9 protein-coding genes and 1 other RNA gene are annotated in these 12,907 nt (G+C 56.2%); all 10 read left to right on the forward strand.

What is annotated here, in order from left to right:
* The first annotated feature begins 20 nt into the window (after positions 1 to 20).
* The 10 genes from ligA (at position 21) to dnaX (ending at position 12,888) form a co-directional block, all read left to right on the forward strand.
* Complete coding sequence (gene ligA / locus JQR86_RS07695; RefSeq protein WP_434154636.1) at positions 21 to 2,408, forward strand: NAD-dependent DNA ligase LigA; 2,388 nt, start codon at positions 21 to 23, stop codon at positions 2,406 to 2,408.
* A gap of 135 nt (positions 2,409 to 2,543) precedes the next feature.
* Positions 2,544 to 2,640: signal recognition particle sRNA small type (ffs, locus tag JQR86_RS07700), an RNA gene on the forward strand.
* A gap of 341 nt (positions 2,641 to 2,981) precedes the next feature.
* Positions 2,982 to 3,173, forward strand: coding sequence for a hypothetical protein (locus JQR86_RS07705; RefSeq protein ID WP_010794811.1), 192 nt, complete (start codon positions 2,982 to 2,984; stop codon positions 3,171 to 3,173).
* A gap of 212 nt (positions 3,174 to 3,385) precedes the next feature.
* A complete protein-coding gene (locus JQR86_RS07710) occupies positions 3,386 to 4,081 on the forward strand; it encodes a FadR/GntR family transcriptional regulator (RefSeq protein WP_010794810.1) in 696 nt (231 codons plus the stop codon).
* Between the two features lie 39 nt (positions 4,082 to 4,120).
* On the forward strand, positions 4,121 to 4,987 hold the full coding sequence (locus JQR86_RS07715; protein ID WP_434154638.1) for an SMP-30/gluconolactonase/LRE family protein: 867 nt from the start codon (positions 4,121 to 4,123) through the stop codon (positions 4,985 to 4,987).
* A 189-nt stretch (positions 4,988 to 5,176) separates the two neighbouring features.
* Positions 5,177 to 6,190: a substrate-binding domain-containing protein gene (locus JQR86_RS07720; protein ID WP_010794807.1), complete on the forward strand. Its 1,014-nt coding sequence runs from the start codon at positions 5,177 to 5,179 to the stop codon at positions 6,188 to 6,190.
* 81 nt (positions 6,191 to 6,271) lie between these two features.
* The gene (gene araG / locus JQR86_RS07725; RefSeq protein WP_073450838.1) at positions 6,272 to 7,792 is read left to right on the forward strand and encodes an L-arabinose ABC transporter ATP-binding protein AraG; all 1,521 of its coding nucleotides are present in this window, start codon (positions 6,272 to 6,274) and stop codon (positions 7,790 to 7,792) included.
* 60 nt (positions 7,793 to 7,852) lie between these two features.
* Complete coding sequence (gene araH, locus JQR86_RS07730) at positions 7,853 to 8,821, forward strand: L-arabinose ABC transporter permease AraH (RefSeq protein ID WP_010794805.1); 969 nt, start codon at positions 7,853 to 7,855, stop codon at positions 8,819 to 8,821.
* Between the two features lie 97 nt (positions 8,822 to 8,918).
* Positions 8,919 to 10,658: an IlvD/Edd family dehydratase gene (locus tag JQR86_RS07735; RefSeq protein WP_074824048.1), complete on the forward strand. Its 1,740-nt coding sequence runs from the start codon at positions 8,919 to 8,921 to the stop codon at positions 10,656 to 10,658.
* Between the two features lie 214 nt (positions 10,659 to 10,872).
* Positions 10,873 to 12,888 (forward strand): DNA polymerase III subunit gamma/tau, encoded by a 2,016-nt coding sequence (gene dnaX, locus JQR86_RS07740; RefSeq protein ID WP_010794803.1) that lies wholly within the window; start codon positions 10,873 to 10,875, stop codon positions 12,886 to 12,888.
* The last annotated feature ends 19 nt before the right edge of the window (positions 12,889 to 12,907 follow it).

Below are 12,907 nucleotides of genomic sequence, written 5' to 3' on the forward strand. Positions count from 1 at the left end.
GGTGCTAGAGAGAGAACAGCATGACCCAAGCCCAAGATGCCGCCGAGCGGATCGCTTCTTTGCGCAGCGAAATCGATGCGCATAATTACCGTTACTATGTTCTGGATGAACCCAGTGTTCCGGATGCCGAATACGATCGGCTGTTTCGTGAGCTCAAGGCGCTTGAGGCCGAGCACCCTGAGCTGATTACGCCTGACTCCCCCACGCAGCGGGTGAGTGGCTCCGCCCTGTCGGCTTTTGGGACGATTCGCCATGAAGTCCCCATGCTAAGTTTGGGGAATGCCTTTGAAGAAAAGGATTTGCTCGAATTCGATCGCCGCGTACGGGACGGGCTGGCTGAGGAGCTTGGCAGTCATAACGGTAATGATCTTTTCAGCCAGACGGCAGAAATTGAATACACCTGTGAGCCCAAGCTCGACGGCCTGGCGGTAAGCCTGCTGTATGAGCGGGGCGTGCTTGTTCGCGGGGCGACCCGTGGTGACGGCACGACAGGCGAGGACATCACCGCCAACGTGCGTACTATCCGCAACGTCCCGCTCAAGCTTCAAGGCAGTGGTTGGCCGGAGGTGCTCGAGGTGCGGGGCGAAGTCTTTATGTCCAAGGCCGGTTTCGAAGCCTTGAATGAGCGCGCCATGGAAGCCGGTGGGAAGACCTTTGCGAACCCACGTAATGCCGCCGCAGGCAGTTTGCGCCAGCTCGACTCCAGTATTACTGCCAAGCGCCCGCTCGAGTTCTGCTGTTACGGCTACGGGCGGGTAGAGGGCGGAACGCTGCCAACTACTCAATACGAGATCTTGCAGTCGGTTCGCAAGTGGGGCATTCCAATCAGCAAGGAGCTGAAGCTGGCCAAAGGTGCTCAGGCGTGCCGTGATTACTACCATGATATTGGCGAGCGACGTGATGGGCTCGCTTATGAAATCGATGGCGTCGTCTTCAAGGTTAACCGTATCGACTGGCAAAAGGAGCTGGGCTTCCGGGCCAGAGAGCCGCGCTGGGCAATTGCCCACAAGTTTCCAGCCCGTGAGGAGCTGACGGAGCTTACCAACGTCGAGTTTCAGGTGGGCCGTACGGGCGCCATCACGCCTGTTGCTCGTCTCAAGCCGGTTCAAGTGGGCGGCGTTACGGTCACCAATGCAACCCTGCACAATATGGATGAGGTCGAAAGGCTGGGCGTGATGATTGGCGATACTGTCATCATCCGCCGTGCAGGCGATGTTATTCCTCAGGTCATGCAGGTGGTGCTTGAGCGTCGTCCGGCAGATGCTCGGCCTGTAGCAGTGCCGACCCATTGTCCCGTCTGCGGCTCGGAAGTGGAGCGGACACAGCTCGTCAAGCGAGGCAAGGGACGAGAATCGGTCAGCGTGGGCGCTGTCTATCGCTGCGTAGGTCGCCTGGTCTGTCAGGCGCAGCTCAAGCAGTCCATCATTCATTTTGCGTCACGCCGTGCGATGGAAATCGATGGGCTGGGCGACAAGATTATCGAGCAGCTGGTAGACCGGGGTATGGTCAAGTCACCAGCTGATCTGTATGCGTTGACCTTTGAGCAGGTCATCCAGCTGGAGGGGTTTGCGGAAATCTCGACCAGAAACCTGCTCAGCGCTATCGCGAACAGCCGAACGCCTGTGCTGGCACGTTTCATTTTTGCCTTGGGCATCCCCGATGTCGGCGAGGAAACTGCCAAGCTGCTGGCACGTACGTTCGGGAGTCTGGAGCGTATTCAGCGGGCCTTGCCGGAAGTGCTGATCTACTTACCCGATATTGGTTATGAGGTCGCGTACGAGATCCATAACTTCTTCGAGGAAGAGCACAACCAGAATGTCATTGGTGATTTGTTGCGTAATGGCGTGCAGGTTCAGGAGGAGGGTGAGCTTCATCCTGAGTTCGCTGGCTACGCCACGTTTGCCGATTTCATCGAGAAGCTGGGTATTCCTTATGTAGCGGCAACCGGCGCTAAAAATCTCGCCGGTCACTTCAAGACGCTGGAAGCGTTGATTACTGCCGACTGGCTGGACCTGGGCGCCATGAAGGGCTTGAACGAAAGAGCCAAGAATGCCGTGCGCGATTTCTTCAGTCAGGCTGAACATGCAGAGCGCGCGCGAATGATTGAGGTACAGCTGCGCGAATTTGGCATGCATTGGGAAAGCGAAAGGACACAAGTGGAAGGGTTGCCGCTAGCAGGTCAGACGTGGGTGCTGACAGGAACGCTAGAGGCGATGAGTCGAGATGTAGCCAAGGAAAAGCTCGAGGCGCTTGGCGCTAAGGTTTCCGGATCGGTATCTGCCAAAACCACATGTGTCGTAGCAGGTCCGGGCGCTGGATCAAAGCTGACCAAGGCAACCGAGCTAGGTGTTACGGTACTGGATGAGCAGGCTCTGCTTGATCGTCTGGCCAGCTTCGAGGTGAGCTGAAAATAAGACGGCGCCCTCCATCCAGAAGGCGCCATCTTATTAATTATCCGCTAAATGACTGAAAAGCTTGTAACTTCTGCTCAAGTGAGTAGAATGATGCGCCTCACCTGTTGGTGACATTCGTTATGGTGGTCCTGCCGGTCCCCCCGCAACGATCAGCCGTGAACCCGGTCAGGTCCGGAAGGAAGCAGCCGTAGCGGTGACATCGTGTGCCGGGGTGTGGCTGGTGGGGCCACCTCCATTCTTAAAGCGTTCAGCTTGACTCTCTAATCAACTTCGCGGATTTGCTGCTTTTGCGGGCGGATATTCTCGCGTTTAGCAATAGTCTTTTGCCATGAAGGCACTTTGCTACCGCTCGTCTGTCTGTCACAATTTTTCACGCTTAAGATTGAATTAATTAACGTATTTCATTTCTACAGCGTGACGTAGGTCCTAGTTGTACTGCAGCGCTTGTCTGTATGTGTTGTTCTGACCTGCTTGTCAAAGAATATTGTTCAGCGTGCATCCAGTAGTCCTTTCTACAAAAGGATGAGGAAAGGGCTGCAATAATAAAATTCAAAGGATGAGCAAAAAATGGAAAGCATCCAGACATCAGTATCTCCAGAAGAGCCTGTTTCATTCGTATCTATCATTCAGAAAACTGTGCAGGAGGCATGGGCTGTGGTTTATGCACATGGAGGAATCATTTCGGAGTTCAACAACGAGCAGGAAGCTAAATGCGAAGCAGAGCAATGGGGCGGGGTGTGGTTCCGTCTTAACGTCTGATAGTTTTCTCTAACATCTGTGCGGCTGACTGGCAGCTGCACAGCTGTGCGCAATAACCGCCCTCCTTATTTTTCTTTTCAGTTGCCTCGTCTAATCATATGATGATTAGAGCGCTTTCTATCAATAACAATACGTTTTTGCGCTGATCGAGCAACGGCCTTCAACAGTCGTTAAGATGCTTGTAGGTCAGAGCGGGCGAGGGCGAGGTCTGAATGTCGAATAATTTTCACGCATCAGCCGTAGATAAACTGGGTAGCTTGATCGCTTCCGGGCAATTCAAGCCTGGGGATGCGCTGAAAGTCGAGGCGGATCTTGGTGAGGAGTTGGGGGTCAGTCGAACGGTCGTGCGGGAGGCCATCAAGACACTGGTCGCCAAGGGGATGATCGAGGTGGGCCCCAAGGTGGGAAGCCGTGTATTACCCCTAAATCGGTGGAATCTCTTCGATCCCCAGGTGGTGGCATGGTTGAGTCGTGGCGGCTTGCCCGAGAATTTCGTCAAGGATCTGCTTGATTTACGGCGTGCTATTGAGCCAGTGGCTGTGCGCTGGGCTTGCGAGCGTGCAACACCTGAGCAGATCAGGCGCGTCCAGGCAGCCTATACAGCGTTGGAAGCTTCGCTTTCAGGTGGAGATTACAACAGTGCCGACCAGCACTTCCATGAGTGCGTCCTGGCGGCCAGTCACAACCAGTTCATCGAGCAAATGGTGCCCGCGCTAGGCGCCTTGCTTGCCGTTTCCTTTCAGATTTCGTCTGTCGATCCTTCAGAGTTGCAACGAACACTGCCCTTGCACAAGGAGCTGGCGGATGCCATTGCTGCGCGAGATTCCTCTCGGGGCGTTTGGGCATGCATGACGTTGATCGACAAGGCTGCTGTCACGATTTCTAAATATGCTCAGGCTAGTAGTTAGCGTGAGCTGTGCATTCATAACTACAAATAAGGATGCTTTATGGAGTGGCAACCGGTTATATCCCATTGCTTTAAATTAGCGGAAGGTCCTTTTTGGGATGAGCTCACCCAGGCGTTGTACTGGGTGGATATCGTAGGTAAGAAAGCCTGTCGACTGGAGGGGGGGCATTACTCTGAATGGCAGGTGACCGAGCCTGTTTCGGCCTTTATTCCCACGATACGCGGAGATGCGTTGCTGACCATGGTCAGTGGTGTTCACCGCCTGGATCTGGAGTCACCACCGCATGCACCTTCACTTTCACTGTTCTGCGTACCGGATCCTATTGAAGGGAACCGCGCCAATGAGGCGCGCTGCGACGCGGCAGGGAATCTGTGGTTGGGCAGCATGCAGAACAATATAGGTGAGCAGGGCGAAGACCTGCCGATCACCCGTCGTTCGGGTGGATTGTTTCATATCGGTCCTGATGCGAAGGTCACTCGTCTGGCCAGCGATATCGGCATTGCCAACACGCTACTCTGGAGTACAGAGGGGGATTGCGTTTACACCGCCGATACGCTGGAAAGCGTGATCTACCGTCATACTATTGGTGCCAAGGGGCTTGGCGAAAGAACAGTTTGGGCGCAGGCCCATGAGCGTGGTCATCCGGATGGGTCTGCCATGGATTCGCAGGGATATGTCTGGAATGCGCGCTGGGATGGCCACTGTCTGATTCGATTTGCTCCAGACGGTTGTGTCGACACGATTATAGAGCTACCTGTGTCCCGGCCCACCAGTTGTGTGTTTGGCGGACACGACCTCAAGACGCTCTATGTCACGAGTGCGGCAGGTGATCAGCCTCTGGATGGTTCTGTGCTTTATGCGCGTGTGGATGTGGCCGGGATGCCGTGCCATCGCTTCATGGGTTGACGTTAAGCGACTCGATTTGTGATCCAGCGCTTCTCTTTTTTTGATTGCTCAAGGAAGAGTTGCAGTCGATCGAGTCCAATCATATTATGATATGACTGTTTCACCTGGCCTGTCTTATTACATCAGTCAGGTGTCAGCACAATTTGATGCAGTACACGCTAGCTATTCAATAAAAATAAGGAGGTAGCTATGTTTCGTGGCCGTGGGATTTCTTCCCTGGTGAAATCTGCCTTGGCAGCTGGTGCGCTGGGCCTTTCGTTATCTGCGGCTTCGGTCGCCCATGCCGAAGAAGTAAAGATCGGTTTTCTCGTCAAGCAACCTGAAGAGCCTTGGTTCCAAACCGAATGGGCTTTTGCAGAAAAAGCTGCGAAAGACAAAGGCTTTACCCTCCTCAAGATTGCTGTACCTGATGGTGAAAAAACGCTTTCCGCTATCGATAGCCTGGCGGCTAACGGTGCTAAAGGCTTTGTCATTTGTCCGCCTGATGTTTCCCTCGGCCCAGCCATCGTGGCCAAGTCCAAGATCAATGGCTTGAAAGTCATGGCCGTGGATGATCGCTTTGTCGGCTCCGACGGAAAGTTTATGGAAGACGTGCCTTACCTGGGCATGGCCGCCTTTGATGTAGGGCGTCAACAGGGCGAGGCAATGGCCGCTGAAGCCAAGAAGCGCAACTGGAAGTGGGATGAAACCTACGCGGTCATCAACACCTTCAATGAGCTGGATACCGGAAAGCAGCGTACCGACGGCTCTGTAAAGGCGTTGCGTGACGCCGGTCTGCCAGAGGACCACATCATTTATGCGCCGCAAAAGACGCTGGATGTCCCCGGCAGCATGGATGCCACCAGCTCCGCACTCGTCAAGCTACCGGGTAGCGCCAAGCACCTGATCGTAGGTGGTATGAATGACAACACAGTGCTGGGTGGTGTGAGGGCGACTGAAAGTGCCGGTTTCAGTGCTGAAAACGTGATCGGAATCGGCATCAATGGTACAGATGCTATCGGTGAGTTGAAAAAGCCCAACAGCGGCTTCTTCGGCTCGATGCTTCCCAGCCCACACGAAGAGGGCTACCAGACCGCCACCATGATGTACGAATGGGTGACTACCGGCAAAGAGCCGCCCAAGTACACCGCCATGGACAAGGTTACGCTGATCACACGCGAAAACTTCCAACAGGAACTCGAAAAGATCGGGCTCTGGAAATAACCGTCTCCTGCATTATCCGGTCCGCCTGACGGACTCCTTGCAACCTTGCGACGCCTGTATGGCGTCGCTTTAGGAGGTGATATGGAAGCATTACAGCAGTCGGTGCAGGGCGAAAGCCTTGCGTTCCAGGGCATTGGTAAGACGTTTCCTGGCGTCAAGGCGCTGTCCGACATCAACTTCACGGCTCGCCCCGGCTCCGTACATGCCCTGATGGGGGAAAACGGTGCAGGCAAGTCAACATTGCTCAAGATTCTGGGTGGCTATTACCAGCCCAGTAGCGGTCATCTGCGCATTGGTGATCGTGATATGGTCTTCAAGAACACGGCGGACAGTATCCGTAATGGCGTAGCCGTGATTCACCAGGAGCTTCAACTCGTTCCGGAAATGACTGTAGCTGAGAACCTGTTTTTGGGTCACTTGCCGGCTCGCTACGGCATTGTTAACCGTGGGCGTCTTCGTCAACAGGCTCTGCAATTGCTGAAAGGCCTAGCGGAGGAAATCGATCCGAATACGCGTGTCGGGCGTCTGTCCCTGGGGCAGCGGCAGTTGGTGGAAATTGCCAAGTCCTTGTCTCGTGGCGCCCATGTAATTGCATTCGATGAGCCCACCAGCAGCCTGTCTGCCCGTGAAACCGAGCGGCTGATGGCAATCATTGCGCGTTTGCGCGATGAGGGAAAAGTCATTCTTTATGTTTCGCACCGGATGGAAGAAGTCTTCCATATCTGCGATGCCGTCACGATCTTCAAGGATGGACGTCATGTGCGCACATTCGAGCGCATGAGTGAAACCACGCCGGATCAGCTGATCACCTGCATGGTAGGGCGTAGTCTGGACGATATCTATGACTATCGTCCCCGTGAAAAGGGCGAAGGTTGTTTGAACGTATCCGGCTTAATGGGGCGTGGTCTGCAGCAGCCAGTCAGCTTTGAGGTTTGCCAGGGTGAAATCCTTGGGCTCTTCGGGCTGGTTGGAGCAGGGCGTACCGAGTTGCTCCGCCTGCTATCAGGTCTTGAACGGCACAGTGCGGGCGTGCTCAAGCTCAAGGGCGAGGCGCTGACGCTTCGCAACCCACGTGATGCCATCGCTGCTGGCATCCTGCTCTGTCCCGAGGATCGCAAGAAAGAAGGCATCGTTCCGCTGGGCAGCGTGGCCGAAAACATCAATATCAGCGCACGTCCGCGGCATGCAACCTGGAGCTGCCTGCTTCAAAGCCGCTGGGAAAAGGAAAACGCTGAAAAGCAGATCCGCGCATTGAATGTAAAAACACCTACGCCTTACCAAAAGATCAAGAACCTTTCGGGCGGTAACCAGCAGAAGGCCATCCTGGGGCGCTGGCTGTCCATGCCCATGAAGGTGTTGCTGCTGGACGAACCTACACGCGGCATCGATATCGGTGCGAAATCCGAAATCTACCAGATCATTCATTCGCTGGCGGCCAAAGGCATTGCAGTGATTGTGGTGTCGAGCGATCTCATGGAAGTCATGGGGGTTGCGGACCGCATCATGGTCATGAGTGAAGGAGCTGTAACGGGTGAGCTGGCACGTGCCGAGGCGACCGAAGAGCGTTTGCTGGAGCTCGCATTGCCCCGTACACGCGCCTGATATGTAACAAGCCTGCGTTGCCTTGAAGGCTTCGAAATACAAAAACAATTGAGGTGTTCCATGTCCACGCAAAACAACGCCTTGGCGGCCCCGCGCCGTAGCTTTGATACTCGCCGTTTTATTGATGACTGGGCGATGATGCTGGCGGCCCTGGCGATCTTTGTTCTCTGTACCTTGTTTATCGATAACTTTCTTTCGCCGCTCAACATGCGAGGGCTGGGGCTGGCAATCTCCACAACGGGGATCGTCGCCTGCACCATGTTGTTCTGTCTGGCATCTGGGCATTTTGACCTGTCTGTAGGCTCGGTCATTGCCTGTGCGGGCGTCGTCGCAGCGGTAGTAATGCGCGAATTCAATAGCGTGGCGCTAGGGGTAACCGCTGCACTGGCAATGGGGTTGTGCGTAGGACTCATCAATGGGCTGGTCATTGCCAAACTCAAGATCAATGCCTTGATCACAACCTTGGCGACCATGCAGATTGTGCGCGGACTGGGTTACATCTTTTCCAACGGCAAGGCCGTAGGCGTAATGGAGGAGAAGTTCTTTATCTTTGGTAATGGTCAGATGTTTGGTGTTCCGGTGCCGATTCTGATCACACTGGTATGCATCCTGTTCTTTGGCTGGCTGCTCAACTACACCACGTTTGGACGCAACACGCTGGCTATCGGTGGTAACGAAGAAGCCGCCTTGCTGGCAGGTGTACACGTTGATCGTACCAAGATCATCATCTTTGCCATGCAGGGTGTGATCGGTGCGTTAGCGGGCGTGGTTCTGGCGTCGCGTATGACCTCCGGCCAGCCGATGATAGGGCAGGGGTTCGAGCTGACCGTGATCTCGGCATGTGTGTTGGGAGGGGTGTCGCTGGCCGGTGGTATCGGCATGATTCGTCACGTCATTGCTGGCGTGCTGATCCTGGCAGTGATCGAGAACGCCATGAACCTCAAAAATATCGACACGTTCTACCAATACGTCATCCGTGGAACGATTCTGCTGCTGGCCGTTGTAATCGACCGCTTCAAGCAGCGCTGATACCTAATGGAGACCCCACGGCACGCGTGCTGACACGTGCCGATGGGGTCGCTTTTGCCTGTGACCCGGCCTATCCCATAGATAAGAGACATCCATCATGTCCACAAAAAAGACCACCCTGCGCTCGGCCCAGTGGTTTGGCAATGCCGACAAGAACGGCTTCATGTATCGCAGCTGGATGAAGAACCAGGGCATCCCGGACCATGAGTTCCAGGGCAAACCCATCATCGGGATCTGCAACACCTGGTCCGAACTTACCCCCTGCAACGCCCACTTCCGCAAGATTGCCGAGCACGTCAAGCGCGGCGTCTACGAAGCCGGCGGTTTTCCCGTCGAGTTTCCCGTCTTCTCCAATGGCGAGTCCAACCTGCGCCCCACCGCCATGCTGACCCGCAACCTGGCCAGCATGGACGTGGAGGAAGCCATCCGCGGCAACCCGGTCGATGCTGTGGTGCTGCTGACCGGCTGCGACAAGACCACCCCTGCGCTATTGATGGGCGCTGCCAGCTGCGACGTACCCGCCATCGTGGTAACCGGCGGGCCGATGCTTAACGGCAAGCACCACGGTCGCGACATCGGTGCCGGTACCATCGTCTGGCAGATGCACGAGGCCTATAAGGGTGGGCTGATCGACCTGAACGAGTTCCTCTCTGCTGAAGCCGGTATGTCCCGTTCGGCCGGTACCTGTAACACCATGGGTACTGCCTCCACCATGGCCTGCATGGCTGAAGCGCTGGGCACCTCGCTTCCGCACAACGCAGCGATTCCGGCAGTGGATTCGCGTCGCTATGTACTGGCGCACCTCTCTGGCATGCGCATCGTGGACATGGTGCATGAGGACCTTCGCCTGTCGAAGATCCTGACCAAGGAAGCATTCGAAAACGCCATCCGCGTCAATGCTGCCATCGGCGGTTCGACCAATGCCGTGATTCACCTCAAGGCCATCGCCGGGCGTATGGGCGTAGACCTTGAGCTGGACGACTGGACGCGGGTCGGTCGCGGTACGCCTACCATCGTCGACCTGCAGCCGTCCGGTCGCTTCCTGATGGAAGAGTTCTACTACTCCGGTGGCCTGCCGGCAGTGATTCGCCGGATGGGTGAGGCAAACCTGCTGCCGCACCCTGATGCCCTGACCGCCAATGGCCAGTCGATCTGGCAGAACTGTGCCGAGGCACCTATCTATGGCAAGGATGAGGTTATTCGTACGCTGGATAATCCCATCCGCAAGGACGGCGGCATCTGCGTGTTACGGGGCAACCTGGCACCCAAGGGAGCAGTGCTCAAACCCTCTGCTGCCACACCGGAGCTGATGCAGCACCGGGGCCGTGCGGTGGTGTTCGAGAACCTGGAGCATTACAAGGAGCGTGTGCTCGACCCGGACCTGGATATCGACGAGACCTGCGTCATGGTGCTCAAGAACTGCGGACCAAAAGGGTATCCGGGCATGGCTGAGGTGGGCAACATGGGTCTGCCACCCAAGCTGCTGGCCAAGGGCATTACCGACATGGTGCGTATTTCCGACGCGCGCATGAGTGGGACGGCCTACGGGACGGTGGTGCTGCACGTAGCGCCGGAGGCTTCGGCAGGTGGTCCGCTGGCGGTGGTGCGTGACGGTGACATGATCGAGCTGGACTGCGAGAACGGCCGCCTGCATCTGGATATCAGCGATGAAGAGCTGCAGGCCCGCTTGGCGGACTGGCAGGACCCGAACGCCAACCTGCTCGGTGGCGGTTACCGCAAGCTGTACGTGGACCACGTGCTGCAGGCCGATGAGGGCTGTGATTTTGACTTCCTCGTCGGCTGCCGTGGCTCCGAGGTGCCGAGGCACTCGCACTGATCTTCTTTAAGGTAGCCCGGCCATTTCAGGCTGGGTTATCTTCTGAATGCCTTGATTTCTCTGGCCTAGACCCCATCTCTTGAGTCTGGCTAAAGGGTGTCCCGTACATGACTCGATATAGGAATATGAGGCGAGTCATAGGCTTTTGGATGCAATTTACCCCTTGCTTCGCTAGCATTAGCCGACTTCTTTTTCTTCGCCGTGTCAGGTATCGATGAGTTATCAGGTTCTCGCTCGCAAATGGCGTCCGCGCTCTTTCCGTGAAATGGTCGGACAGACCCATGTGCTTAAAGCCCTGATCAATGCCCTGGATAACCAGCGCCTTCATCACGCTTATCTCTTTACCGGCACGCGTGGGGTGGGTAAAACCACCATTGCGCGTATTCTGGCGAAGTGCCTGAATTGCGAGACCGGCATCAGCTCGACCCCCTGCGGGGAGTGTTCGGTCTGCCGGGAAATCGATGAAGGTCGTTTCGTCGATCTGATCGAAGTGGATGCTGCCAGCCGCACTAAGGTAGAGGATACCCGGGAGCTACTGGATAACGTGCAGTACGCCCCTACGCGTGGTCGTTACAAGGTTTACCTCATCGACGAAGTCCACATGCTCTCGACCCATAGTTTCAACGCACTGTTGAAAACATTGGAAGAGCCGCCGCCTCACGTTAAATTCCTGCTGGCAACGACCGATCCGCAAAAGCTCCCCGTTACCATTCTGTCGCGCTGCCTGCAGTTTTCGCTGAAGAACATGCCGCCTGAGCGTGTGGTTGAGCACCTGACCCACGTGTTGACCGCTGAGCAGATTCCTTTCGAACAGGATGCCCTATGGTTGCTGGGGCGTGCTGCCGATGGCTCGATGCGCGATGCGATGAGCCTGACCGATCAGGCGATTGCCTTTGGCGAAGGGCATGTTCTGGCTGCCGATGTACGCGCCATGCTGGGTACGTTGGATCAAGGGCAGGTATATGGTGTATTGCAAGCCCTGCTGGAAGGCGATGCCCGCGCACTGCTCGAGGCCGTACGTCATCTTGCCGAGCAAGGTCCTGATTGGGCAGGTGTGCTGGGCGAGATGCTGAATGTTTTGCACCGTGTGGCGATTGCCCAGGCGTTGCCTGAGGCTGTGGATAACGGTCAGGGTGATCGTGAGCAGGTTTTGGCCTTGGCTCAGGCGCTACCCGCCGAAGATGTGCAATATTATTACCAGATGGGGTTGATTGGGCGTCGAGATCTGCCGTTGGCGCCTGATCCTCGTGGCGGCTTTGAAATGGTATTGCTGAGGATGCTGGCCTTCCGACCGGCTGAGGGCGGCGGCAGTACACCCAAGGCTGCGTTAAAGACGTTGGGAGCCAGTCAGGCCACGACTGACTCCAAGCCAGAACCGGTGGCCGCTCCGTCTGCACCATCCACGCCGGCTCAGTTGCCTGTTGCGCCAGTCACTCGCCCAGCGCCCGTGGCGAAACCCAGTCCCGCTCCGGTTAAGTCCGAGCCTCGGCCGGAACCGGTAACGGCTTCTGCATCGCCTGTTGCGAAAGAGCCAGAGGCCTCTCAGACAAGCGAGCCTGTCGATCTACCCTGGGATGAACCTACAACGGCCATCAAAACGCCGGTAGAGCCAACCCATGTGGTTCCGATGGCAACCGAAACGTCGGAGGCCACTGTAATTGAGCGGGTCGTTGACGAGCAGGACAATGAAGGCTTGGCAGACGACGAGCCACCGCCTGCCGATGATTATTACAATGCCGAGTCCGATTACGGCTATCTGGACGAGCTGACCGAAGGCGTACTGGCCGAGGCGCCGGCGACGGCCCCAGAGCCCGTACCGGCAGCCAAACCTGCAACCGGACTTGCCGCCGAGTGGATCGAATTGCTACCTAAGCTAGGCTTAGGAGGCATGACTGCAAGCATTGCGGCAAACTGTACGCTGGTGTCGGTTGAAAATGATGCATGGCACCTTCATCTGGATCCAAATCAGAGCGCATTATTCAACACGAACCAGCATCGCCGTTTGAACGATGCCTTGAATCAATACCAGGGGCGTACGATCAAGCTGGATATCACACTCCAGACGCCCGAGCAGGAGACGCCAGCACAGGCTGCCGCTCGCAAACGTGCGGAGCGTCAGCGGGAAGCTGAGGCGTCCATACAGAATGATCCGCTGATCCAGCAAATGATGGAACAGTTCGCGGCTGTAGTCCGCGCGGACACTATCGAGCCGGTCAATTCCAAGGACTGACCGGGTTCTCAAACCAGAC

It is taken from the genome of Pseudomonas sp. JZ134, from assembly GCF_051027695.1.
Lineage (GTDB): Bacteria > Pseudomonadota > Gammaproteobacteria > Pseudomonadales > Pseudomonadaceae > Chryseomonas > Chryseomonas luteola.

What these genes read in the sequence shown, in the direction of transcription:
- ligA (WP_434154636.1), top strand. Translation starts at nt 21, where the DNA reads ATGACCCAAGCCCAAGATGCCGCCGAGCGGATCGCTTCTTTGCGCAGC.
- JQR86_RS07705 (WP_010794811.1), top strand. Translation starts at nt 2,982, where the DNA reads ATGGAAAGCATCCAGACATCAGTATCTCCAGAAGAGCCTGTTTCATTC.
- JQR86_RS07710 (WP_010794810.1), top strand. Translation starts at nt 3,386, where the DNA reads ATGTCGAATAATTTTCACGCATCAGCCGTAGATAAACTGGGTAGCTTG.
- JQR86_RS07715 (WP_434154638.1), top strand. Translation starts at nt 4,121, where the DNA reads ATGGAGTGGCAACCGGTTATATCCCATTGCTTTAAATTAGCGGAAGGT.
- JQR86_RS07720 (WP_010794807.1), top strand. Translation starts at nt 5,177, where the DNA reads ATGTTTCGTGGCCGTGGGATTTCTTCCCTGGTGAAATCTGCCTTGGCA.
- araG (WP_073450838.1), top strand. Translation starts at nt 6,272, where the DNA reads ATGGAAGCATTACAGCAGTCGGTGCAGGGCGAAAGCCTTGCGTTCCAG.
- araH (WP_010794805.1), top strand. Translation starts at nt 7,853, where the DNA reads ATGTCCACGCAAAACAACGCCTTGGCGGCCCCGCGCCGTAGCTTTGAT.
- JQR86_RS07735 (WP_074824048.1), top strand. Translation starts at nt 8,919, where the DNA reads ATGTCCACAAAAAAGACCACCCTGCGCTCGGCCCAGTGGTTTGGCAAT.
- dnaX (WP_010794803.1), top strand. Translation starts at nt 10,873, where the DNA reads ATGAGTTATCAGGTTCTCGCTCGCAAATGGCGTCCGCGCTCTTTCCGT.